The organism is Serratia sp. X3 (assembly GCF_014982455.1).
GTDB classification, from domain to species: domain Bacteria; phylum Pseudomonadota; class Gammaproteobacteria; order Enterobacterales; family Enterobacteriaceae; genus Serratia; species Serratia ureilytica.
Map to the genome: position 1 here is coordinate 1 of NZ_JADCNB010000011.1, position 23,688 is coordinate 23,688.

Below are 23,688 nucleotides of genomic sequence, written 5' to 3' on the forward strand. Positions count from 1 at the left end.
ATGGCTTCATGGAAGTGAAGCGGTTGGAATGAAACAGAATTTGCCTGGCGGCAATAGCGCGGTGGTCCCACCTGACCCCATGCCGAACTCAGAAGTGAAACGCCGTAGCGCCGATGGTAGTGTGGGGCCTCCCCATGCGAGAGTAGGACACTGCCAGGCATCAAATTAAGCGTGCTGATATGGCTCAGTTGGTAGAGCGCACCCTTGGTAAGGGTGAGGTCCCCAGTTCGACTCTGGGTATCAGCACCACTTTATTTAAAGTGGGTTTAGAAGTTCGGCAGAAAAAAGAATTTGCTTGGCGGCAATAGCGCGGTGGTCCCACCTGACCCCATGCCGAACTCAGAAGTGAAACGCCGTAGCGCCGATGGTAGTGTGGGGTCTCCCCATGCGAGAGTAGGACACTGCCAAGCATCAAATAAAACAACAAGCCTCATGCGAAAGCATGGGGCTTTTTGTTTTGTCTGTTATTTGGTGTTCTGCTCGAGCATGGGCATGCGAAAGGCCCGTCGGGAACGGGCCTTAACGCCGCTTGCGGCGGCCCCGCAGGGGAGAGTCTCAGGATGAGACGAATACTGTAGGACACTGCCAAGCATCAAATAAGCCACGAGGCCATCCGAAAGGATGGCCTTTTTGCTTTCAGTACCTCTCATCCTCCCTGCCAAGATCCTGACGCAGCTCGCGCAATGAAACATTTTCACCTTTCCGCTGAACGCTCGACATCGACGGAAAAAAACGCTATCTTCGGGCATCTAGAAGTCTAAACGTATAAATGGATGTGTGAGGGTTAAGCAATGCCGATTCGTGTTCCTGATGAGTTACCTGCGGTCAATTTCTTGCGCGGTGAGAATGTCTTTGTGATGACATCCTCACGGGCAAAAACACAGGAAATCAGGCCGCTGAAAGTGCTGATCCTTAATCTGATGCCAAAGAAGATCGAAACGGAAAACCAGTTTCTGCGCCTGCTTTCCAACTCGCCGCTGCAGATTGATATCCAGCTGCTGCGTATCGACAGCCGCGAATCGAAGAACACGCCGGCCGAGCATCTGAACAACTTCTACTGCGACTTCGAGGATATCCAGAACGAGAACTTCGATGGCCTGATCGTCACCGGCGCGCCGCTGGGGCTGGTCGATTTCTGCGATGTTGCCTACTGGCCGCAGATCGAACGGGTGATCGACTGGGCCAAGCATCACGTTACCTCCACGCTGTTCGTGTGCTGGGCGGTACAGGCGGCGTTGAATATTCTGTACGGCATTCCCAAGATGACGCGCGAAGTGAAGCTCTCCGGCGTTTATCCGCACCAAACGCTGCAGCAGCATGCGTTGCTGACGCGCGGCTTCGACGAAAGCTTCCTGGCGCCGCATTCACGCTATGCCGATTTCCCGACCGAGGTGATTCGCCAATATACCGACCTGGACATCCTGGCCGAATCCGAGCAGGCCGGCGCCTACCTGTTCGCCAGCAGGGATAAGCGCCTGGCGTTCGTCACCGGCCATCCGGAATACGATACAATGACGCTGGCGGGAGAGTATTGTCGCGACAACGAAGCTGGCCTCGATCCTGCCGTACCGATCAACTACTTCCCCGATGACAACCCCGCACTGACACCGAAAGCCACCTGGCGCAGCCATGGCCACCTGCTGTTTTCCAATTGGCTCAACTATTACGTCTACCAGATCACGCCTTACGATCTGCGCCATATGAATCCGACTCTCGACTGATCTTTTCTGCCTGCCGGCGGCTGAATCGAGGCCGCCGCACTGCTCATCCTCTGCACGATCCTCTTTTTACCCGTCAATTCTCCAAAAAAATCATTACCTAACAAGGTGTTAGCTCGTCTTTGCAATTCTATTGGAACCGATTTCCTTACCTGTTGACCGTGTTATTTTCCCTAACCAATTGATAATGAAGTGTTAATAAAATATTTAATAATAAAATGGAAATGGTTTTTGATTTTTATTTTTTGTTGGGTATTCTTAACGCTATCGGGATGAGATCTGACCAGTTTAGGATCGTTTCATCCGCCCTGATCCACAGTGATTTCTGATGAAAATGCGCCGGTCGCTCGGGCGCAACGATGGGAAGGAGCAAGGTCATGACGCAACAGATAGCAGGCACGGAGTTAAGGTTTACGCAGGGTTTCGCCGCAGCGGAGCGCCAGGTGTTAACGGATGAAGCGGTTGAATTCCTGGCGGACCTGGTGGCTAAATTCACGCCGCGGCGCAACGAGCTGCTGGCGGCGCGTGTCCGCTGGCAACAAAATATCGATCGCGGTGAACTGCCGGGATTTATTTCGGAAACTGCTTCCATTCGTGAAGGCAGTTGGCAGATCCGCGGCATTCCGCAAGACCTGCGTGACCGCAGGGTCGAGATCACCGGGCCGGTCGAGCGCAAGATGGTGATCAATGCGCTGAACGCCAACGTAAAAGTGTTTATGGCCGACTTCGAAGATTCGCTGGCGCCAAGCTGGGACAAAGTCATCGACGGCCAAATCAACCTGCATGATGCGGTTAACGGCACCATCTCCTACACCAATGAAGCCGGCAAAATCTACCAGCTGAAACCGAACCCGGCGGTATTGATCGCTCGCGTACGCGGTCTGCATCTGCCGGAGAAGCACGTGCTGTGGCGTGATGAGGCCATTCCCGGCGGCCTGTTCGATTTCGCGCTGTACTTCTACCACAACTATCGCCAGCTGTTGGCCAAGGGCAGCGGCCCGTATTTCTATCTGCCGAAAACCCAGTCCTGGGAGGAAGCGGCCTGGTGGAGCGATGTCTTCAGCTTTACCGAGGATCGTTTCGATCTGCCGCGCGGCACCATCAAGGCGACCGTGCTGATCGAAACTCTGCCGGCGGTGTTCCAGATGGACGAGATCCTGTATCACCTGCGCGATCACATCGTCGGCCTGAACTGCGGCCGCTGGGATTACATCTTCAGCTACATCAAAACGCTGAAGAACCACGGCGATCGCGTGCTGCCGGACCGTCAGTCGGTGACCATGGAAAAACCTTTCCTCAGCGCCTATTCGCGCCTGTTGATCAAAACCTGTCATAAGCGCGGCGCGTTCGCCATGGGCGGCATGGCGGCGTTTATCCCGAGCAAAGACGCCGAAAAAAACGCCTGGGTGCTGAACAAGGTGCGGGCGGACAAAGAGCTGGAAGCCAACAATGGCCACGACGGCACCTGGGTGGCGCACCCGGGCTTGGCGGACACGGTGATGGAGGTGTTCGGCAACGCATTGGGCGATCGACAAAACCAGCTGGACGTGCTGCGTGAGCAGGATGCGCCGATCAGCGCCGCGCAACTGCTGGAACCGTGCGACGGCGAACGCACCGAAGCGGGGATGCGCGCCAATATCCGCGTGGCGGTGCAGTACATCGAAGCCTGGATCTCCGGCAACGGCTGCGTGCCGATTTACGGTTTGATGGAAGATGCGGCGACGGCGGAGATCTCCCGTACCTCTATCTGGCAGTGGATCCACCACGAGAAGAGCCTGAACGACGGGCGCCCGGTCACCAAGGCGCTGTTCCGCCAGATGCTGCAAGAAGAGATGTTGGTGGTGCGTGAAGAAGTAGGGGAAGCGCGCTTTAACGCCGGCCGGTTCGAAGAGGCGGCGCGCCTGATGGAGCGCATCACCACGCAAGATGAATTAATCGATTTCCTGACGTTGCCCGGCTATGAGCTGCTGGCCTGAACTTTCCCAATCAACCCTACATGACTGAAAGGATAAAAATTATGTCTACCTCTCGCTCTCAACAGATCCAGCAGCTGGAACAGGAATGGAAATCGGCCCGTTGGGAAGGCATCACTCGCCCTTACAGCGCTGAAGACGTGATCAACCTGCGCGGTTCGGTCAACCCGGAATGCACCCTGGCGCAAAACGGCGCCGCCAAACTGTGGGCGTTGCTGAACGGCAAGGCGCGCAAAGGCTACGTGAACTGCCTGGGCGCGCTGACCGGCGGCCAGGCGCTGCAGCAGGCCAAAGCCGGCGTCGAGGCCATCTACCTGTCCGGCTGGCAGGTGGCGGCCGACGCCAACAGCGCGGCGGCCATGTACCCTGACCAATCGCTGTATCCGGTGGACTCGGTGCCGAAGGTGGTCGAGCGCATCAACAACACCTTCCGCCGCGCCGATCAGATCCAATGGGCGAACCAGATTGAGCCGGGCAGCAAAGGGTACACCGATTATTTCCTGCCGATCGTCGCCGATGCGGAAGCCGGCTTCGGCGGCGTATTGAACGCCTTTGAGCTGATGAAAGCGATGATTACCGCCGGGGCCGCCGGGGTGCACTTCGAAGATCAGCTAGCGGCGGTGAAGAAATGCGGCCATATGGGCGGCAAAGTGCTGGTGCCGACGCAAGAAGCGATCCAGAAACTGGTCGCCGCGCGCCTGGCGGCCGACGTGCTCGGCGTGCCGACGTTGGTGATCGCCCGTACCGACGCCGATGCGGCCGACCTGCTGACCTCTGACTGCGATCCGTATGACAGCGCCTTCGTCACCGGCGAGCGTACGGCGGAAGGCTTCTTCCGTACCCATGCCGGCGTCGAGCAGGCGATCAGCCGCGGTCTGGCTTATGCCCCTTACGCCGATATGGTGTGGTGCGAAACCTCAACGCCGGATCTGGATGCCGCCCAGCGCTTCGCCGACGCCATCCACGCCAAATACCCTGGCAAGCTGCTGGCCTACAACTGCTCGCCGTCGTTCAACTGGAAGAAGAACCTCGACGACCAGACCATCGCCCGCTTCCAGCAGGCGCTGTCGGACATGGGCTACAAGTATCAGTTCATCACGCTGGCGGGCATCCACAGCATGTGGTTCAACATGTTCGACCTGGCGCACGCCTATGCGCAGGGCGAAGGGATGAAACACTACGTCGAGAAGGTGCAGCAGGCGGAGTTCGCCGCGGTGGAGCGCGGTTACACCTTCGCGTCGCACCAGCAAGAGGTGGGCACCGGCTACTTCGACAAGGTCACCACCATCATTCAGGGCGGCGCCTCTTCGGTGACCGCGCTGACCGGTTCGACGGAAGAACAGCAGTTCTGATGCGGCAAGCTTGAAGACGTTTCACCCGGAGCCTGCATGCGCAGGCTTCTTTTTCTGGCGGGGGTAAGGATGGCGGCAAAACTGGAGTTGTTGATCGCACAGACGATCCTGCAGGGCTTCGATGCGCAGTACGGCCGCTTTCTGGAAGTGACCGCCGGCGCGCAGCAGCGCTTTGAGCAGGCGGATTGGCCGGCGGTGCAGCAGGCGATGAAAAAGCGCATCCATCTGTACGACCATCACGTCGGCCTGGTGGTGGAGCAGCTTAAATGCATCACCGGGCAGAAATACTTCGACGCCGACTTCCCCAGCCGGGTCAAAGCGGTCTATATCGATCTGCTGCCGGACTACCCGCGTTTCGAGATCGCCGAAAGCTTCTTCAACTCGGTCTACTGCCGGCTGTTCAAGCATCGCGATTTGACGCCGGACAAGCTGTTCGTCTTCAGTTCGCAGCCGGAGCGGCGCTTTCGCGACATTCCGCGTCCGCTGGCGCGCGATTTCACTCCCCATGGCGATCTGCCGGCGATGCTGCGCAGCGTATTGAGCGATCTGCCGCTGCGGTTGCCGTGGGAGGATCTGACACGCGACATTCGCTACATCACTCAGGCGCTGCAACGCGCCTTTAGCCCACAGCAACTGACGGAGGCGACCTTCCAGATCGCCAACGAGCTGTTCTATCGCAACAAGGCCGCCTGGCTGGTCGGCAAGTTGCGCCTGGCCGACGGCGTTTACCCGTTCCTGTTGCCGATCCACCACAGCGAATCGGGCGCGCTGTTTATCGACGCCTGCCTGACCGGCAAGGCCGAGGCCAGCATCGTCTTCGGTTTCGCCCGCTCTTATTTTATGGTCTACGCGCCGCTGCCGGCGGCGATGGTGGAGTGGCTGCGCGAGATCCTGCCGGGCAAGACCACCGCCGAGCTGTACATGGCGATCGGCTGCCAAAAACACGGTAAAACCGAATGCTATCGCGAATACCTGACCTTTATGGCGCAGTCGCAGGAGCAGTTCATCATCGCGCCGGGGGTGAAGGGCATGGTGATGCTGGTGTTCACCCTGCCGTCCTTCGATCGGGTGTTTAAAGTGATCAAAGACGAATTCGCCCCGCAGAAAGAGGTGACGCAGGCGCAGGTGATGGCTTGCTATCAGCTGGTGAAAGAGCACGATCGCGTCGGGCGCATGGCGGATACCCAGGAGTACGAAAATTTCGTCGTCGACAAGGCGCGCCTCAGCCCGGAACTGCTGGAAGAGCTGCGGCGCGAAGTGCCGGGCAAGCTGGAAGATCTCGGCGATCGCATCGTGATCAAACATTTGTATATGGAACGGCGCATGACGCCGCTGAACCTGTATCTGGAGCAGGCCAACGACCAGCAGATGCGCGATGCGATTGAAGAGTACGGCAACGCGATCAAGCAGTTGGCCGCCGCCAATATTTTCCCCGGCGACATGCTGTTCAAGAACTTCGGCGTGACGCGCCACGGGCGTGTGGTGTTCTACGACTACGACGAGATTTGCTACATGACCGAGGTCAACTTCCGCGATATCCCGCCGCCGCGTTATCCGGAGGACGAGCTGGCCAGCGAGCCGTGGTACAGCATCGCGCCCAACGATGTGTTCCCGGAAGAGTTCCGCCACTTCCTGTGCGGCGATCGGCGCATTCGGCAGGTGTTTGAAGAGTTGCACAGCGATCTGTTTACCGCGGAGTATTGGCGCGGGTTGCAGCAGCGCATCCGCGAGGGGCATGTGGAAGACGTGTTCGCTTATCGCAAGAAGCAGCGGTTCAGCCAGCGCAGCGGGGCGGCGCTGCCGGCCGCCACCGCTGCGATGTAAATCAGGCCTGGGCGCCCGCCACGGCGGCGCGCGCCAGTTCGGTAATGCGCGCGTAGTCGCCGCTTTCGAGCGCGTCCGCCGGCACCAGCCAGGAGCCGCCAATGCACAGCACGCTTTTCAGCGCCAGATAGCTGCGGTAATTGTCCGGCGAGATGCCGCCGGTCGGGCAGAAACGCACCTGCGGGAACGGGCCGCCGATCGCCTGCAGCGCTTTTACGCCGCCGTTGGCTTCCGCCGGGAAGAATTTAAACTCGCGTAGGCCGTAATCCATGCCCTGCATCAGTTCGGAAACGGTGCTGATGCCCGGGATCAAGGGAATGGAACCGGCGGTGGCGGCTTTGAGCAGCTCGTCGGTCAGGCCTGGGCTGATGGCGAACTGCGCACCGGCTTCGGTCACTTCCCGCAGCTGCTGCGGATTGATCACCGTACCGGCGCCGATGATCGCTTCCGGCACTTCTTGGGCGATGGCGCGAATGGCGTCCATGGCGCAGGCGGTGCGCAGCGTCACCTCCAGCACCCGCACGCCGCCGGCGACCAGCGCTTTCGCCAACGGCACCGCATGTTCCAGCTTGTTGATCACGATGACCGGCACCACCGGCCCCGCCGTCAGGATCTGCTCGGCGCTTGTTGTCCACTTGTTCATGCTGACGTTCTCCTCTGTGGCCGCCGCCAGGCGGCGATGCGGCCAGGCTATCGATTAAAATTTGATGCAGCAGGCGCCCTGCTCGGCGCCTGACAGCTGGCTGCGCAGCGCGCCGAACAGCTCGCGGCCGCAGCCGATGTGTTCCGCGCTCAGATCGGGTTGGTAAGGCGTGCGCCGCGCCAACTCGTCGGCGTCGACCAGCACCTGCAGCTCGCCGCTACGGCCGTTGACGCGGATCGGATCGCCGTCGCGCACTTTCGCCAGCAGGCCGCCGGTATAGGCTTCCGGGGTGACGTGAATGGCGGAAGGCACCTTGCCGGAGGCGCCGGACAGGCGGCCGTCGGTCACCAGCGCCACTTTGAAGCCGCGATCCATCAGCACGCCCAGCGGCGGCATCAGCTTGTGCAGCTCCGGCATGCCGTTGGCCTGCGGCCCCTGGAAGCGCACCACCACCACGCAATCGCGATCCAGCTTGCCGGCTTCGAACGCCGGCACGATGTCGTGCTGGCTGTCGAACACCACCGCCGGCGCTTCGATGATCTGGTTATCGGCGGGCACCGCCGAGGTTTTCATCACCGCGCGGCCCAGATTGCCGGCCATCACTTTGGTGCCGCCGTGATGTTCGAACGGCTGGGCCACGCTGGCGATCACGCTGGCGTCGAGCGAGCCGGCCACGCCTTCGCGCCACACCAGTTGGCCGTTATCCAGCCACGGTTCCTGGGTGTAGCGGCGCAGGCCGAAACCGGCCACGGTATGCACGTCTTCGTGCAGCAGGCCGTGTTGCAGCAGCTCGCGCACCACCAGCGGCACGCCGCCGGCGGCCTGGAATTGGTTGATGTCGGCCGGGCCGTTCGGGTAGATGCGGCACAGCAGCGGCACCGCCTCCGACAGCTCCGAGAAATCGTCCCAGGTGATGATGATGCCCGCCGCCCGCGCCATCGCCACCAGATGCATGGTCAGGTTGGTGGAGCCGCCGGTGGCCAGCAGCGAGACGATGCCGTTCACCACCACTTTCTCGTCCACCAGGCGGCCGATCGGCAGGTAGTTGCCGGCGGTATCGGTCAGTCGGGTCACCTGGCGCGCGGCGGCGTCGTTCAGCGCGTCGCGCAGCGGCGTGTCCGGATGGACGAAGGAGGCTCCCGGCAGATGCAGACCCATCACTTCCATCACCATCTGGTTGGTGTTGGCGGTGCCGTAGAAGGTGCAGGTACCGATGCCGTGATAAGAGGCCGCCTCGGCCTCCAGCAGCGCCAAACGGTCGGCCTTGCCCTCGGCGTACAGCTGGCGCACGCGCACTTTTTCCTTGTTCGGCAGGCCGCTGCTCATCGGGCCGGCCGGCACGAACAGCGCGGGCAGGTGGCCGAAGGAGAGGGCAGCCATCACCAGCCCCGGCACGATCTTGTCGCAGATGCCGAGGAACAGCGCGCCGTCGAACATATTGTGCGACAGGCCGACGGCGGCCGACATGGCGATCACGTCGCGGCTCATCAGCGACAGTTCCATGCCGTCCTGCCCTTGCGTCACGCCGTCGCACATCGCCGGCACGCCGCCGGCCACCTGGCCCACGGCGCCGACCGCCTTCAGCGCCTGCTTCAGCCGCTCTGGGTAGTGTTCGTAGGGCTGGTGGGCCGACAGCATGTCGTTGTAAGCGGTGATGATGGCGATATCGCTGCGCACCATGTTTTTCAGCGACGCCTTGTCATCGGGCTGACAGGCGGCGAAGCCGTGGGCCAGGTTGCCGCAGGCGAGCTGCGCGCGGTGGACGGTTTGGGAGCGGGCCGCCTCGATACGCGCCAGATAGGCGGCGCGGCTGGCCTGGGAACGGTCGATGATGCGCTGTGTGACACGGGACAAGGTTGGATTAATCATGCCTTCCTCACATTGCTGTTGTTATAGTCGCCGCCTGTGGCGGTGCCCCCGGGGGTGATTTGCAGCCCTGGTGTGCAAGGCCGGGGGCGATGTGGATTTAAAACATCGTGAATGCAATCATGCCGATGACGCCGCCGACGCTGCCCAGGATGGTTTCCATCACCGTCCAGGTTTTCAGCGTTTGCAGTTCGTTGGCGCCGGTGAATTTGCCGAACAGCCAGAAGCCGGCGTCGTTGACGTGGCTCAGCACGATGGAGCCGCCGGCGATGCAGATGGCCAGCGCGGCCAGTTGCCCGCCGCTGAGCCCGAGCTGACTGGTGACCGGCAGCACCAGACCGACGGTGGTCAGGCAGGCGACGGTGGCCGAGCCCTGAATCACCCGCACCATGGCGGACAGCGCGAAGGCGGCCACGGCGATCGGCAGGCCGGCGCCGATCATGGCGTCACCCAGCGCCGGCCCCACGCCGGAATCCACCAGGATCTGCTTGAACACCCCGCCGGCGCCGGTCATCAGCAGGATGATCCCGGCCGGCTGCACCGCAGCGGAGCAGATGGCCAGCGTCTGTTCGTTGCTCATGCCGCGCGGCTTCGCCAGACCGTAAATCACGATCAGGCAGGCCAGCAGGATGGCGGTGAACGGGTGGCCGATAAACTCCAGCCACTGCTGCAGTTGCGAGCCGGGGGTGACCAGCCGCGCGCCGATGGTTTTCATGCCGACCAGCACCAGCGGGCATAGCACCAGCGCCAGGCTGAAGCCGAACGACGGCAGATTGCCCTTGGTCAGCGTCGGCTCATTCTCTTCCGGTGGCATCGGCCAGTTGACGAAACGGCTGATAAAGCTGCCGTACAGCGGGCCGGCGATCAGCATGCCGATCACCGCCGCCACCAGGCCGATGGCGATCATCCAGCCGAAATCGGCCTTCATCTGCGACGCCAGCAGCATCGGCACCGGCCCCGGCAGCAGGAAGGAAGCGGCGGCGGCCACGCCGGCGAACAGCGGGATGGCCAGCTTGACGATATTGCCGTCGGTGCGGCGCGCCACGGCGAACACGATGCCGATCAGCAGCACCACCGCCACGTCGAAGAACAGCGGCAGCGCGCAGATCAGCCCGGCGATGCCGAGCGCGTAGTGCGCCTTGCTTTGTCCGAATCGTTTCAGCAATTGCGCCGCAATTTGGTCGAGCGCGCCGACCTCATGCAGGATCTTGCCGAACATCGCCCCGAGCGCCACCACGATCGCCAGGAAGCCCAGCGTGTCGCCCATGCCTTTTTGCATGGTGTCGGCGATGTGTTCCAGCGGCATGCCGGAGAAAATGCCGGCGGCGATGGACACCAGCATCAGCGCGACGAAGGCGTGCATGCGCGCCTTCATCACCAGGAATAACAGCAGTAAAACCGAGCCGACTGCGGTACCGACCAGCGTTACGGTACTCACGCGCACACGTCCTGCGGCAGGAAGCTCTGGATATGGCGCACGGTATCGGCGATCACCGCGTCCAGCGGCTGATTGATGTCGATCGCCATCACGTCGTTCTCGTCGGCGCCCGGTTGCTCCAGCGCGGCGAACTGGGTGACCAGCATCTGCGGCTTGAAGAAGTGCCCGTTGCGCGCCGCCAGGCGGGATTCGATCACCGGGAACTCGCCGTGCAGATAGATGAATGACAGGTTGCCGTTGCCGGCGCGCAGGCGGTCGCGATACTGCTTTTTCAACGCCGAGCAGACGATGATCGACACGTTGTTGGTGCGTTGCATGGCGAAGGCGGCGTCGTTGAGCGCGGCCAGCCACGGCGCGCGATCGTCGTCGTTCAACGCCTCGCCGGCGGCCATCTTCAGGATGTTGCTGCGTGGGTGCAGGAAGTCGCCGTCGAGGAAGCCGGCGGAGAGTTGGCGGGCCGCGGCGGCGGCGACGGCGGACTTGCCGCTGCCGGAAACGCCCATAACGACGTAAATGCGATTTTGATTGTTGGTCATGGCTTGGCTCCAAAACACCGGGTGACGTTACCTTCGTTCAGTTTGATTGTTACCGGTAACATGTTATCGGTAACATTGTCGAAGGAAGTTTGAGCGGTTGCAATGGGCTTTCGCCGTGAGGATCGTTAACTGTGATCGGCTTCAAGCTTTTTTCCTGTGCGCTAAACAGGATGCCGACAGCCTGTTACATGCTGACAACAGAGCATGGCAGGGGAGCAGGGGCGCACTGGGGCGCCCCTCGGATGAGCGGGATTAGCGCACGCCGCCGTAGGCCAGGCTGATCTCTTTCGCCGCGTGGATCACCAGCGCACCCAGCTCGATCACGCGATCGTCGGTGATGCGCGACACCGGGCCGGAGATGGAAATGGCGGCGAAGGCTTCGCGGTGCTCGTCGAAGATGCAGGCCGCCACGCAGCGCAGGCCGAGCGCGTGCTCTTCGTCGTCAAAGGAGAAGCCCTGTTTGCGGATCTGCGCCAGCCCCTCTTTCAGGTTGTGCGGCGTCAGGGTATGCGGCGTGTAGGTGTGCATGCCTTTCTTGTGCAGCAGTTTGGTCACCTGATCGTCCGGCAGGGTGGCGAGGAACGCTTTGCCGGCGCCGGAGGCGTGCATCGGCAGTTTGCCGCCGATCGGCGCCGACATGCGCATCAGCGCCGTACACTGCACCTGATCGATGATGATTGCCTGGTACTCGCTGGTATCCAGCACCGCCAGGTTGACCGTTTCACCCGACTCTTCCATCAGGCGGCGCAGCGTCGGATGCACCATCGCCAGCAGATTGCGGCTTTGCAGGAAGCTGCTGCCGACCACAAAGGCGTGCGAGCCGATGGTCCACAGGCCGAGATCGCCGACCTGGCGCACGAATCCCTGCTGCTGCATGGTGGTGAGCAGGCGGTGAGTGGTGGAGTTCGGCAGGCCGGCCTGCTGGGCCAGATCGGTCAGCGCCACGTTGCCCTGGGCTTCCGAAATGTATTCCAACAGTTTCAGGCCACGGGTCAACGATTGTACCTGACCGGTCGCCGCACTGGCGGCGGGGGCTGCTGCGCGGGGCTTCTTGCCGCGCTTGGCGGGAGCAGGGGTGGCCATGGGTGAGATTCCTTTTTCCGTATGATGGAATTCATTTTCGTTTTTTGTCGATGAATTGCAAGCCGCCGTCAGCTCATCGGAGGTGTTGGCGCACAACCTGAAAAACTCTCAATTGTCGCCTGGCCCTTTGTCCTTACAAGCTGTGCTAGGATGACTCGTTGGTTTTTGCGGCAGTTGAGCAACGGGCTGGATGGCAATGGAAGGGGTTACAGTGACGAATCGAGTAGAACAACTGCGCCGCCAGTTAGCGCAGCGCATTTTGGTGTTGGACGGCGGCATGGGCACCATGATCCAGAGCTACCGTCTGGATGAGCGCGATTTCCGCGGTGAGCGTTTCGCCGACTGGCGCAGCGATCTGAAAGGCAATAACGATCTGCTGGTGCTGACCAAGCCGGAAGTGATCACCGCCATTCATTACGCCTACCTCGAGGCGGGCGCCGATATCCTTGAGACCAATACCTTCAACGCCACCCCCATCGCCATGGCCGACTACCACATGGAGTCGCTGTCCGCCGAGATTAACTACCAGGCCGCCTGCCTGGCGCGCGCCTGCGCCGACGAATGGACGGCGCGCACGCCGGAAAAACCGCGCTACGTCGCCGGGGTGTTGGGGCCGACCAACCGCACCGCGTCCATCTCGCCGAACGTCAACGATCCGGCGTTCCGCAACATCTCGTTCGATGAACTGGTGGCGGCTTACCGCGAATCGACCCGCGCGCTGGTGGAGGGCGGCGTCGATCTGATCATGATCGAAACCATCTTCGACACCCTCAACGCCAAGGCCGCCGCTTTTGCGGTGGAAACCGAATTCGAAGCGCTGGGGGTGGAACTGCCGATCATGATTTCCGGCACCATCACCGACGCCTCCGGCCGCACCCTGTCCGGCCAGACCACCGAAGCGTTTTACAATTCGCTGCGCCACGTCAAGCCGCTGACCTTCGGCCTGAACTGCGCTCTGGGGCCGGATGAGCTGCGTCAGTACGTCGCCGAGCTGGCGCGCATCTCGGAGACCTACGTCACCGCGCACCCGAACGCCGGTTTGCCGAACGCCTTCGGCGAGTACGATCTGAATGCGGCCGAGATGGCGCGCCAGGTCGGGGAGTGGGCGCAGGCCGGCTTCCTCAATATCATTGGCGGTTGCTGCGGCACCACGCCGGAACATATCGCCGCGATGGCCAAGGCGGTCGAGGGCGTGCCGCCGCGCCGGCTGCCGGATATCCCGGTCGCCTGCCGCCTGGCCGGTCTGGAACCGCTGACCATCGACGCCAACACCCTGTTCGTCAACGTCGGCGAGCGCACCAACGTCACCGGTTCGGCGCGATTCAAGCGCCTGATCAAAGAAGAGAAATACAACGAGGCGCTCGACGTGGCGCGACAGCAGGTCGAAAGCGGCGCGCAGATCATCGACATCAACATGGACGAGGGGATGCTCGACGCCGAAGCGGCGATGGTGCGCTTCCTCAACCTGATCGCCGGCGAGCCGGATATCGCCCGGGTGCCGATCATGATCGACTCCTCCAAGTGGTCCGTTATCGAGAAAGGCCTGAAGTGCATTCAGGGCAAGGGTATCGTCAACTCGATCTCGATGAAGGAGGGCGAAGAGGCCTTTATCCACCACGCCCGGCTGGTGCGTCGCTATGGCGCCGCGGTGGTGGTGATGGCGTTCGACGAAGTGGGCCAGGCGGACACCCGCGAGCGCAAGTTTGAGATCTGTCGCCGCGCCTATAAAATTTTGACCGAACGCGTCGGTTTCCCGCCGGAAGACATCATTTTCGACCCGAACATCTTCGCCGTCGCCACCGGCATCGAAGAGCACAACAACTACGCCGTCGACTTTATCGAAGCCTGCGCCGACATCAAAACCCACCTGCCGCATGCGATGATCTCCGGCGGGGTGTCCAACGTGTCGTTCTCGTTCCGCGGCAACGATCCGGTGCGTGAAGCAATCCACGCGGTATTCCTGTATCACGCCATTCGCAACGGCATGGACATGGGCATCGTCAACGCCGGGCAGCTGGCGATTTACGACGATCTGCCTGGCGAGCTGCGCGAGGCGGTAGAAGACGTGATCCTCAACCGTCGCGAGGATGGCACCGAACGCCTGCTGGAACTGGCGGAAAAGTACCGCGGCAGCAAAGACGGCGAAGCGGCGGTACAGCAGGCGGAATGGCGCGGCTGGCCGGTGGAGAAGCGGCTGGAATACTCGCTGGTGAAGGGCATCACCGAGTTTATCGAGCTGGATACCGAAGAAGCGCGGCAGCAGGCCGAACGCCCGATCGAAGTGATCGAGGGGCCGCTGATGGCGGGGATGAACGTGGTCGGCGATCTGTTCGGCGAGGGCAAGATGTTCCTGCCGCAGGTGGTGAAATCCGCCCGCGTGATGAAGCAGGCGGTGGCCTACCTGGAACCGTACATCGAGGCCAGCAAGCAGCAGGGCACCTCCGCGGGGAAAATCCTGTTGGCGACGGTGAAGGGCGACGTGCACGACATCGGCAAGAACATCGTCGGCGTGGTGCTGCAGTGCAACAACTATGAAATCGTCGATCTTGGCGTGATGGTGCCGACGGAGAAAATCCTGCGCACCGCGCGCGAGGAGAATGTCGACATCATCGGCCTGTCGGGGCTGATCACGCCGTCGCTCGACGAGATGGTCAACGTGGCCAAAGAGATGGAGCGCCAGGGCTTTACGCTGCCGCTGCTGATCGGCGGCGCCACCACCTCCAAGGCGCACACCGCGGTGAAAATCGAGCAGAACTACAGCGGCCCGACCACCTACGTGCAAAACGCTTCGCGCACCGTGGGCGTGGTGTCGGCGCTGCTGTCCGCCTCCCTGCGCGACGAGTTTGTGGCGCGCACCCGCAAAGAGTATGAAACGGTGCGCATTCAACACGCGCGCAAAAAGCCGCGCACGCCGCCGGTCGATTTGCACAAGGCGCGTGCCAACGCCATGGCGCTGGACTGGGCCGACTATCAGCCGCCGGCGCCGCGGCAGCTTGGCGTGTTTCCGGTGTCGGCCGGCATCGAGACGCTGCGCCACTATATCGACTGGACGCCGTTCTTCATGACCTGGTCGCTGGCGGGCAAGTACCCGCGCATCCTCGAGGATGAGGTGGTGGGGGAAGAGGCCAAGCGCCTGTTCCATGACGCCAATCAGATGCTGGATCGGTTGACCGCCGAGCGCAGCCTCAACCCGCGCGGCGTTTACGGCCTGTTCCCGGCCAACCGCGTCGGCGACGACGTGGAGGTATACCGCGACGAACGGCGTGACGAGGTGTTGGCGGTGAGCCGCCACCTGCGGCAACAGACGGAAAAAACCGACTTCCCGAACTACTGCCTGGCGGACTTTGTGGCGCCGAAAAGCAGCGGCAAAGCCGACTACTTCGGCGCCTTCGCGGTGACCGGCGGGCTGGAGGAAGACGCGCTGGCGGCGGCGTACGACGCGCAGCATGACGATTACAACAAAATCATGGTCAAGGCGCTGGCGGATCGTTTGGCGGAGGCTTTTGCCGAATACCTGCACGAACAGGTGCGCAAGCTGCACTGGGGCTATGCCGCCGACGAGAGCCTGAGCAACGAGGAGCTGATCCGGGAAAACTATCAGGGCATCCGGCCGGCGCCGGGCTACCCGGCCTGCCCGGAGCACACCGAAAAAGCGACCATCTGGCAGCTGTTGGACGTCAACCGCCACACCGGCATGGAACTGACGGAGTCCTTCGCCATGTGGCCGGGGGCGGCGGTGTCCGGCTGGTACTTCAGCCACCCCGAGAGCAAGTACTTCGCGGTGGCGCAGATCCAGCGCGATCAGGTGGAAGACTACGCGGCGCGTAAAGGGATGAGCGTGAGCGAGGTCGAGCGCTGGCTGGCGCCAAACCTCGGCTACGACGCCGACTGACTTTCCTCTTTAAGGGCGCAGCGATGCGCCCTTGCCATTTACAGCGCTTCCACATCGATGTGCAGCGCGTCGTAACGCCAATACTCCAGGTCGCAATCGATCACCCGGTCATGTTGATCGCGATTCACCCGCGTAATGAACAGCGCCGGGCTGCCGTAGGTCACCTTCAGCATGGCGGCGGCCTGCTGCGGCAGCAGGGTGGGCAGCATGTCGAAACGTACCCGGCCGTAGTAAATGCCGTAGCGCGCGGCGTACAGCGCGGTCAGCGACTGGGTCAGATCTTCGTCCAGAATGCCGGGGAAATAGGCCGGATTGAGGTAGTGCTCGCAGTACAGCACCGCGCGCCCGTCGATGTAGCGCAGCCGGCGAATGCGATAGGCCTGCGCGCCAGGAGGCAGCGCCAGGCGGCCGGCCAGCGGCGCGTCGAGCGTGACGACCGCGCTGTCGATCGCTTCGGTATGCGCGGCGCGCCCCTGCTGCTGCGCCATGGCGTGAAAATGGCTGCGCTGCAGCGGGTTGTAGATCAAACGTGGCGGCGAGATGAACCAGCCGCGCCGCACCTGGCGGTAGATGACGCCCTGCGCCTCCAACTGGCCGAGCGCCTCCTGCAAGGTAATGCGGGTGGTGGCGAATTGCTCGCTCAGGGCGCGTTCGGAGGGCAGCTTGCCGCCCACGGCGAACTCGCCGGCGGTGATGCGGGCGTGCAGCGTTTGGCAGATGGTGGCGACGGTCGTCGGTGCTTCACTCATACAGCGGGTGTCCCGTTTCAGTGCGTTTGGCCTTCCTTAAGGTAGACCAGCGTCGCGTTTTCGCCGTTGCAATGGGTGATAAAACTGTCGCTTTTTTAAGCTGACATATAATTATCACATTCGTCCGTTAGATTGGTTTGGTCCCTGCTGGACTAGTCCAGCCATCCCCACACTACCACCTGGAGCATCAGTTATGAAACGTTTGTGCGCTTCTGTGTTAACCAGTGCCATCGTGTTATCCAGCCAGATGAGCTGGGCCGCGGATACCGATCTGGCGGCGCTGGAGCAGGCCGCGAAGAAAGAAGGCGAAGTCAACAGCGTCGGCATGCCGGACAGCTGGGCCAACTGGAAAGGCACCTGGCAAGATCTGTTGAGCAAGTACGGCCTGAAGCATGTCGATACCGACATGAGCTCCGCGCAGGAGATTGCCAAATTCGATGCGGAAAAGAACAACGCCACGGCGGACATCGGTGACGTCGGCGCGGCCTTCGGCCCGGTGGCGGTGCAGAAGGGCGTAACGCAGCCGTACAAACCGTCTACCTGGGATCAGGTGCCGGAGTGGGCGAAAGACAAAGACGGCCACTGGGCGCTGGCTTACACCGGCACCATCGCCTTCATCATCAACAAGCAGCAGGTGAAAGACATCCCGCACAGCTGGGCCGATCTGCTCAAGGGCAGCTATCAGGTCACCATCGGCGACGTCGGCACCGCGTCGCAGGCGGCCAGCGGCGTGCTGGCCGCCACCTACGCCATGGGCGGCAACGAGAAAAACCTCAAGCCGGGCCTGGAATTCTTCGGCAAGCTGGCCAAAGCCGGCCGCCTGAGCCTGAGTAACCCGGTGATCGCATCTCTGGAGAAAGGGGAAGTGCAGGTTGGCGTGGTGTGGGACTTCAATGGCCTGAACTACCGCGATCAGATCGACAAAACCCGTTTTGAAGTGCTGATCCCGTCGGACGGCTCGATCACCTCCGGCTACACCACCATCATCAACAAATACGCCAAGCACCCGAACGCCGCCAAGCTGGCGCGCGAATACATCTTCTCCGACGCCGGCCAGATCAACCTGGCGCGCGGCTATGCCCGCCCGATCCGCGCCGAACATCTGACGCTGCCGGACGACGTCAAGGCCAAGCTGCTGCCGGCCGAGCAGTACAAGAATGCGCACCCGATCGCCGATCCGGCGGCCTGGGAACAGAGCGCCAAAGCGCTGCCGCGTCTGTGGCAGGAAAACGTCATTATGTTTATGCAGCAGTGAGTTAACGCACCATGAAAACGATCCTCGTGCTGCTGGACGGCCTCAACTACCGGGTGGCGCACGACGCCATGGGGTATCTGCAGGCCGAATGCGCGGCGGGACGCGGGCGGTTGTACCTGCTGGAGAGCGAGTTGCCCTCGCTCTCCCGGCCGCTGTATGAATGCATCCTCACCGGCGTCACGCCGGTGGAGAGCGGTGTGGTGCACAACCACGTCTCGCGCCTTTCTCATCAACAAAGCGTGTTTCATTACGCGCGCGCCGCCGGGCTGACCACCGCCGCCGCCGCGTATCATTGGTTCAGCGAATTGTATAACCGTACGCCGTTCGACGCCGCGCGCGACCGCCACACCGACGCTCCCGAACTGCCGATCCAGCACGGGCATTTCTATTACGACGACGGCTATCCCGACAGCCATCTGTTCGACGACGCCGAAAGCCTGCGCCAGCGTCATCAGCCGGACTTCTTGCTGATCCATCCGATGAACATCGACGACGCCGGCCACCGCTTCGGCCTCTCTTCGCCGCAGTACCGCAACGCGGCGCGGCGCGCCGACGGCTCGCTGTCGCGCTACCTGCCCGAGTGGCTGGCGGCCGGTTATCAGGTGCTGGTCACCGCCGACCACGGCATGAACGACGATCGCAGCCACGGCGGGGTGTTGCCGGAAGAGCGCCAGGTGCCGCTGTTCGTGTTCGGCGCGGGTTTCAGCCTGGACGACGCCGATCCGCAGCAAACCGAGCTGTGCGGCACGATCTGCGATCTGCTGCAGGCGCCGCACGACAAGCCGCGCTGCCGGGCGCTGCTGGTGCAGGATGCGCGATGAACAGCAAAACCAAATGGATCGCCGCGCTGTGCCTGCTGCCGTTTATCGTGCTGTTCGGCGCGTTTCAGATCGCCCCGCTGGTGTGGATCGCGGTTCACAGCTTTTTCAGCGAGACCGGCGGCTGGGGATGGGGCAACTATGTCGATATCCTCACGTCGCCGTTCTACCTGCAGGCCTTTCAGTTCTCGCTGGAGATCTCGCTGTGGTCGAGCGTCTACGGCTTGCTGATTGCATTAGTGGGCAGTTACTCACTTCGCCAGCTCGGCCAGACCCGCTTTCATGACTTCGTGATGTCGTTCACCAACATGACCAGCAACTTCGCCGGGGTGCCGCTGGCGTTCGCCTTCGTCATTCTGCTGGGGTTGAACGGCTGCCTGACGCTGCTGCTGCGCAAATACGGTTTGATGGAGAGCTTCAACCTCTATTCGAAGAGCGGCCTGATCGTGCTGTATACCTACTTCCAGATCCCGTTGGGCGTGCTGTTGCTCTATCCGGCGTTCGATGCGCTGCGCGCCGATTGGCGCGAGTCGGCGGCGCTGCTTGGCGCCGGCCCCTGGCGCTACTGGCGGCATATCGGCCTGCCGGTGTTGGCGCCGGCGCTGATGGGCACCTTCGTCATCCTGCTGGCCAACGCGCTGGGCGCCTACGCCACGGTGTACGCGCTGACCACCGGCAACTTCAACGTGATCCCGATCCGCATCTCGGCGCTGGTGGCGGGGGACATCTCCCTCGATCCGAACCTGGCCAGCGCGTTGGCGATGCTGCTGGTGGCGATGATGGCGTTTATCACGGTGATCCACCAATGGATGCTGCGCAGGAGCTACCTCAATGCGCGCTCATAATCGGATGGAGAATGCTCATGTCGCGTGTTGAACGCCTGTACCACCGCACGGTGACCGGCCTGCTGCTGTTGATTCTGCTGCTGCCGCTGGCGGCGACGCTGGTTTACGCGCTGGCCACCCAGTGGGGCGCCACCATTTTGCCGGACGGTTTTACCCTGAAGTGGCTGACGGCGCTGTGGAGCGATTCGCGCTTTTTGCTGGCGCTGTGGCACTCGCTGCTGATCTGCTTTGGCACGTTGCTGCTGTCGGTGGTGGTGATCCTGCCGGCGATGTTTGTGATCGCTTACTACTTCCCTAGGCTTGACGCGGTGATGAACGTGCTGATCCTGCTGCCGTTCGCCGTGCCGCCGGTGGTGTCGGCGGTGGGGCTGATGCAGCTGTTCGCCGCCGATCCGCTGCCGCTGCTCGGCACCCCCTGGATTTTGGTGGGCTGCTATTTCACCATCGCGCTGCCGTTTATCTACCGCGCCATCAGCAACAACATGCAGGCGATCAACCTGCGCGATCTGATGGACGCCGCGCACCTGCTCGGCGCCAGCACTTGGCAGGCGGCGCTTTGGGTGGTGCTGCCGAACCTGCGCAAGGGCGGAACGATCGCCGTGTTGCTGTCGTTTTCGTTCCTGATCGGCGAGTTCGTGTTCGCCAACCTGCTGGTGGGCAGCCAGTATGAAACGCTGCAGGTCTATCTGTTCAATATGCGCAACGGCAGCGGGCACTTTACCAGCGCGCTGGTCATTTCCTATTTCGCCGTGGTGCTGCTCGTCACCTGGCTGGCGAACCTGCTGAATAAAAACAAGGGCTAACCCGATGGCTTATCTCAACGTCACCCGCCTGAACAAACACTATGGCCAGACCCAGGTGTTTCAGGATATCGATTTCACCGCCGAAGAGGGGGAGTTCGTCACCCTGCTGGGGCCAAGCGGCTGCGGCAAATCGACGCTGCTGCGCTGTCTGGCCGGTCTGACCCCGGTCGACAGCGGGCAAATTTTGCTGCAGGGCCAGGATCTGGTGCCGCTGGCACCGCAAAAGCGCGGCATCGGCATGGTGTTCCAAAGCTATGCGCTGTTTCCCAATATGACGGTGGAAGGCAACGTGGCCTTTGGACTGAAAATGCAGAAGCTGGCGGCCGGACAGATCGGCCAGCGGGTGCAGGAGGTGCTGGCGCTGGTGGAGCTGAGCGATTTGGCGAAGCGCTATCCGCATCAGCTGTCGGGCGGCCAGTGTCAGCGCGTGGCGTTGGCGCGATCGCTGGTCACTCGCCCGCGTCTGCTGCTGCTCGACGAACCGCTGTCGGCGCTGGATGCGCGTATTCGCAAACACCTGCGCGAGCAGATCCGGCGCATTCAGCGCGAGCTGAACCTGACGGCGATCTTCGTCACCCACGATCAGGAAGAAGCGCTGACCCTATCGGATCGCATCGTGCTGATGAACAAGGGGCAGATCGTGCAGAGCGGCGATGCGGAAACCCTGTATACCCAGCCGGCGGATGCCTTCGCCGCCGGGTTTATCGGTAACTACAACCTGCTGAGCGCCGAACAGGCCGGCCGCTTGACCGGGCGCAGCTATGTCGGCAAGGTGGCGATCCGCCCCGAATCGATCGGCCTGTTGCCGGCCGGACAGGGGATCGGCGGGGTGATCCTGGGTCACAGTTTGCTCGGGAATGTGGTACGGTATCGGATTCAGGTTTGCGAGGTAGAATTGCTGGTTGACGTGCTCAACCGTTCGGTGGCCGACCTGCGGCCCGACGGCGCGGAAATTGGGCTACACTTGGAACCTGTTGTATTGCGGGAAGTTGCATGACTTCGCAGCGCGGCGCCGGGGCCTTCCCGCCGCCGCATTAACCCTTCTCTTCTGCGGTCTGCCGCCCGCCCGCTGTCCTGCCAGACCCACGCCCGGCAGGCGGGACCGCGCGCTGTATCCGTCATCCTTTGGCTCGCCTCTGTGCGTCGCGTGACAAACATCGGGTATCAGCCTCCTTTGGCCGGGCGTTAATGGAGCGTATCTTCCGTGCTGACCCTTCTTCACCTGCTTTCGTCCGTGGCGCTGTTGGTGTGGGGCACCCACATCGTGCGCACCGGGATCATGCGGGTTTACGGCGCCAATCTGCGGCGCGTGTTGAGCGACAGCGTTGAGAAAAAACCGCTGGCGTTCGTTTCCGGCATCGGCGTGACCGCGCTGGTGCAAAGCAGCAACGCCACCGCGCTGCTGGTGACCTCTTTCGTCGCTCAGGGGCTGGTGGGGCTGGCGCCTGCGCTGGTGATCATGCTGGGCGCCGACGTCGGCACCGCGCTGATGGCGCGCGTGCTGACCTTCGATCTTTCCTGGCTGTCGCCGCTGCTGATCCTGGTCGGCGTCTTCCTGTTCCTCAGCCGCAAACAGATGCGGATCGGCCAGATCGGGCGCGTCCTGATCGGCCTTGGGCTGATCGTGCTGGCGCTGGAGCTGATCGTCGCCGCCGCCACGCCGATCACCCAGGCGGCCGGGGTGAAAGTGCTGTTCTCGTCGCTGACCGGCGACGTGATGCTGGATGCCCTGACCGGCGCGCTGTTCGCCATCGTCAGCTATTCCAGCCTGGCGGCGGTGCTGCTGACCGCCACCCTGACCGCATCCGGCGTGATTTCGCTGAAGGTGGCGCTCTGTCTGGTGATCGGCGCCAACCTCGGCAGCGGTCTGCTGGCGATGATCAACGCCAGCGGCCAGAACGCCGCGGGGCGGCGCGTGGCGCTCGGCAGCCTGCTGTTCAAGCTGGTGGGCTGCATACTGGTGCTGCCGTTCGTCTCCTATCTGGCGGATTTGATGGCTCAACTGCCGGGCGGCAGCGAAGAGCTGGTGATCTATTTCCACGTGTTCTACAACCTGATCCGCTGCCTGGTGATGATCCCGCTGGCCGGGCCGATGGCGACGCTGTGCGAACGGCTGATCGTCGACGAAGCGGCCGACGATCCGCGCATGCGGCCGCGCCATCTGGACGCCAGCGCGCTGGACACGCCGACGCTGGCGTTGGCCAACGCGGCGCGCGAAACGCTGCGCATGGGCGACGTGGTGGAACACATGATGATCCTGCAACGTGAGGTGCTGCACGGTAAGCAGGGGGTCGATAAAGAGGTGCGGCGCCTCGACGATGACGTCGACGTGCTGTACACCGCCATCAAGCTGTATCTGGCGCAGATCCAGAAGGAAGACTTGGGCGAGGAAGACTCGCGCCGCTGGGCGGAGATCATCGAAATGGCGCTCAACCTGGAACAGGCGGGCGACATCATCGAGCGCATGGCCGGCGATGTGGGCGCCAAGTCGCACGCCGCGCGCCGCGCCTTCTCGGCGGAAGGGTTGGCGGAGCTGGACGGGCTGCACGAACGGCTGATCGGCAATCTGCGCTTGGGGCTGTCGGTGTTCCTGTCCGGCGACGTCACCAGCGCCAAGCGCCTGCGCCGTTCCAAGCACCGTTTCCGCATTCTGGATCGTCGCTACGCGCACGCGCACGTCGATCGTTTGCACCAGCAAAACGTGCAGAGCATCGAGACCAGTTCGTTGCATTTGGGATTGTTGGGGGACATGAAGCGCCTGAACTCGCTGTTCTGCGCTGTGGCCTACAACGTATTGGATCAGGATGCGAAAGACGACGATCGCGACTGGGAAGACACCCCGAGCACGCTGTAAAAAAAACGCCCCCGGTTTTAACCGGGGGCGTTGCGTTGG

The 23,688-nt window shown here is 62.2% G+C and carries 17 protein-coding genes, 1 tRNA gene and 2 rRNA genes; 14 read left to right on the forward strand and 6 right to left on the reverse strand.

The features are described 5' to 3' along the window. The first annotated feature begins 43 nt into the window (after nucleotides 1-43). The 7 genes from rrf (IMX17_RS23735) to aceK all read left to right on the forward strand — a co-directional run bounded on the left by rrf (IMX17_RS23735) (nucleotide 44) and on the right by aceK (nucleotide 6,867). Nucleotides 44-159, forward strand: a 5S ribosomal RNA gene (rrf, locus tag IMX17_RS23735). Between the two features lie 14 nt (nucleotides 160-173). Further along, nucleotides 174-249 (forward strand) — tRNA-Thr (locus IMX17_RS23740). A 45-nt stretch (nucleotides 250-294) separates the two neighbouring features. After that, a 5S ribosomal RNA gene (gene rrf / locus IMX17_RS23745) occupies nucleotides 295-410 on the forward strand. Between the two features lie 381 nt (nucleotides 411-791). Continuing rightward, entirely contained in the window at nucleotides 792-1,721 is a 930-nt protein-coding gene (metA, locus tag IMX17_RS23750; protein WP_046897169.1) for a homoserine O-succinyltransferase, read from the forward strand. 374 nt (nucleotides 1,722-2,095) lie between these two features. Further along, nucleotides 2,096-3,694, forward strand: coding sequence for a malate synthase A (gene aceB, locus IMX17_RS23755; RefSeq protein WP_182265771.1), 1,599 nt, complete (start codon nucleotides 2,096-2,098; stop codon nucleotides 3,692-3,694). A 41-nt stretch (nucleotides 3,695-3,735) separates the two neighbouring features. Beyond that, nucleotides 3,736-5,043: an isocitrate lyase gene (aceA, locus tag IMX17_RS23760; RefSeq protein WP_033639246.1), complete on the forward strand. Its 1,308-nt coding sequence runs from the start codon at nucleotides 3,736-3,738 to the stop codon at nucleotides 5,041-5,043. Between the two features lie 69 nt (nucleotides 5,044-5,112). After that, a complete protein-coding gene (gene aceK / locus IMX17_RS23765) occupies nucleotides 5,113-6,867 on the forward strand; it encodes a bifunctional isocitrate dehydrogenase kinase/phosphatase (RefSeq protein WP_046897171.1) in 1,755 nt (584 codons plus the stop codon). 1 nt (nucleotide 6,868) lies between these two features. Here the strand turns inward: aceK and IMX17_RS23770 are convergent, their stop codons facing one another. From IMX17_RS23770 to iclR, 5 genes are all read right to left on the reverse strand, one after another. Further along, complete coding sequence (locus IMX17_RS23770; protein ID WP_025304481.1) at nucleotides 6,869-7,510, reverse strand: bifunctional 4-hydroxy-2-oxoglutarate aldolase/2-dehydro-3-deoxy-phosphogluconate aldolase; 642 nt, start codon at nucleotides 7,508-7,510, stop codon at nucleotides 6,869-6,871. Nucleotides 7,511-7,564: 54 nt separating this feature from the next. Next, on the reverse strand, nucleotides 7,565-9,379 hold the full coding sequence (gene edd, locus IMX17_RS23775) for a phosphogluconate dehydratase (RefSeq protein WP_046897172.1): 1,815 nt from the start codon (nucleotides 9,377-9,379) through the stop codon (nucleotides 7,565-7,567). Nucleotides 9,380-9,476: 97 nt separating this feature from the next. Then, nucleotides 9,477-10,814, reverse strand: a complete 1,338-nt coding sequence (gene gntU / locus IMX17_RS23780; RefSeq protein WP_046897204.1) for a gluconate transporter — start codon at nucleotides 10,812-10,814, stop codon at nucleotides 9,477-9,479. Then, nucleotides 10,811-11,350, reverse strand: a complete 540-nt coding sequence (gntK, locus tag IMX17_RS23785) for a gluconokinase (protein WP_004936645.1) — start codon at nucleotides 11,348-11,350, stop codon at nucleotides 10,811-10,813. Before gntK ends, gntU begins: the two co-directional genes overlap by 4 nt. A 252-nt stretch (nucleotides 11,351-11,602) precedes the next feature. Further along, nucleotides 11,603-12,433, reverse strand: a complete 831-nt coding sequence (iclR, locus tag IMX17_RS23790) for a glyoxylate bypass operon transcriptional repressor IclR (protein WP_004936648.1) — start codon at nucleotides 12,431-12,433, stop codon at nucleotides 11,603-11,605. A 196-nt stretch (nucleotides 12,434-12,629) separates the two neighbouring features. Between iclR and metH the strand changes: the two genes are divergently transcribed. Continuing rightward, a complete protein-coding gene (gene metH / locus IMX17_RS23795; RefSeq protein ID WP_193550287.1) occupies nucleotides 12,630-16,325 on the forward strand; it encodes a methionine synthase in 3,696 nt (1,231 codons plus the stop codon). A gap of 38 nt (nucleotides 16,326-16,363) precedes the next feature. Here the strand turns inward: metH and IMX17_RS23800 are convergent, their stop codons facing one another. Beyond that, entirely contained in the window at nucleotides 16,364-17,074 is a 711-nt protein-coding gene (locus tag IMX17_RS23800; protein WP_193550288.1) for a UTRA domain-containing protein, read from the reverse strand. A 193-nt stretch (nucleotides 17,075-17,267) separates the two neighbouring features. On the opposite strand from IMX17_RS23800, the gene IMX17_RS23805 reads away from it, so the two are divergent. The 6 genes from IMX17_RS23805 (at nucleotide 17,268) to IMX17_RS23830 (ending at nucleotide 23,649) form a co-directional block, all read left to right on the forward strand. Next, nucleotides 17,268-18,329, forward strand: a complete 1,062-nt coding sequence (locus tag IMX17_RS23805; RefSeq protein ID WP_033631954.1) for an ABC transporter substrate-binding protein — start codon at nucleotides 17,268-17,270, stop codon at nucleotides 18,327-18,329. 11 nt (nucleotides 18,330-18,340) lie between these two features. Further along, nucleotides 18,341-19,150, forward strand: coding sequence for an alkaline phosphatase family protein (locus tag IMX17_RS23810; RefSeq protein ID WP_193550289.1), 810 nt, complete (start codon nucleotides 18,341-18,343; stop codon nucleotides 19,148-19,150). After that, nucleotides 19,147-19,992, forward strand: a complete 846-nt coding sequence (locus IMX17_RS23815) for an ABC transporter permease subunit (protein ID WP_046897176.1) — start codon at nucleotides 19,147-19,149, stop codon at nucleotides 19,990-19,992. The genes IMX17_RS23810 and IMX17_RS23815 overlap by 4 nt, the downstream gene beginning before the upstream one ends. Nucleotides 19,993-20,009: 17 nt before the next feature. Then, the gene (locus IMX17_RS23820; protein WP_046897177.1) at nucleotides 20,010-20,795 is read left to right on the forward strand and encodes an ABC transporter permease; all 786 of its coding nucleotides are present in this window, start codon (nucleotides 20,010-20,012) and stop codon (nucleotides 20,793-20,795) included. A 4-nt stretch (nucleotides 20,796-20,799) separates the two neighbouring features. Further along, nucleotides 20,800-21,792, forward strand: coding sequence for an ABC transporter ATP-binding protein (locus IMX17_RS23825; protein ID WP_147823547.1), 993 nt, complete (start codon nucleotides 20,800-20,802; stop codon nucleotides 21,790-21,792). A gap of 207 nt (nucleotides 21,793-21,999) precedes the next feature. Continuing rightward, nucleotides 22,000-23,649, forward strand: a complete 1,650-nt coding sequence (locus IMX17_RS23830) for a Na/Pi cotransporter family protein (protein ID WP_033644385.1) — start codon at nucleotides 22,000-22,002, stop codon at nucleotides 23,647-23,649. Nucleotides 23,650-23,688: the final 39 nt, after the last annotated feature.

Bases quoted from the DNA above. Each gene is read 5' to 3' on its own strand.
- metA (WP_046897169.1), top strand. From the start codon at position 792: ATGCCGATTCGTGTTCCTGATGAGTTACCTGCGGTCAATTTCTTGCGC.
- aceB (WP_182265771.1), top strand. From the start codon at position 2,096: ATGACGCAACAGATAGCAGGCACGGAGTTAAGGTTTACGCAGGGTTTC.
- aceA (WP_033639246.1), top strand. From the start codon at position 3,736: ATGTCTACCTCTCGCTCTCAACAGATCCAGCAGCTGGAACAGGAATGG.
- aceK (WP_046897171.1), top strand. From the start codon at position 5,113: ATGGCGGCAAAACTGGAGTTGTTGATCGCACAGACGATCCTGCAGGGC.
- IMX17_RS23770 (WP_025304481.1), bottom strand. From the start codon at position 7,510: ATGAACAAGTGGACAACAAGCGCCGAGCAGATCCTGACGGCGGGGCCG.
- edd (WP_046897172.1), bottom strand. From the start codon at position 9,379: ATGATTAATCCAACCTTGTCCCGTGTCACACAGCGCATCATCGACCGT.
- gntK (WP_004936645.1), bottom strand. From the start codon at position 11,350: ATGACCAACAATCAAAATCGCATTTACGTCGTTATGGGCGTTTCCGGC.
- iclR (WP_004936648.1), bottom strand. From the start codon at position 12,433: ATGGCCACCCCTGCTCCCGCCAAGCGCGGCAAGAAGCCCCGCGCAGCA.
- metH (WP_193550287.1), top strand. From the start codon at position 12,630: ATGGAAGGGGTTACAGTGACGAATCGAGTAGAACAACTGCGCCGCCAG.
- IMX17_RS23800 (WP_193550288.1), bottom strand. From the start codon at position 17,074: ATGAGTGAAGCACCGACGACCGTCGCCACCATCTGCCAAACGCTGCAC.
- IMX17_RS23805 (WP_033631954.1), top strand. From the start codon at position 17,268: ATGAAACGTTTGTGCGCTTCTGTGTTAACCAGTGCCATCGTGTTATCC.
- IMX17_RS23810 (WP_193550289.1), top strand. From the start codon at position 18,341: ATGAAAACGATCCTCGTGCTGCTGGACGGCCTCAACTACCGGGTGGCG.
- IMX17_RS23815 (WP_046897176.1), top strand. From the start codon at position 19,147: ATGAACAGCAAAACCAAATGGATCGCCGCGCTGTGCCTGCTGCCGTTT.
- IMX17_RS23820 (WP_046897177.1), top strand. From the start codon at position 20,010: ATGTCGCGTGTTGAACGCCTGTACCACCGCACGGTGACCGGCCTGCTG.
- IMX17_RS23825 (WP_147823547.1), top strand. From the start codon at position 20,800: ATGGCTTATCTCAACGTCACCCGCCTGAACAAACACTATGGCCAGACC.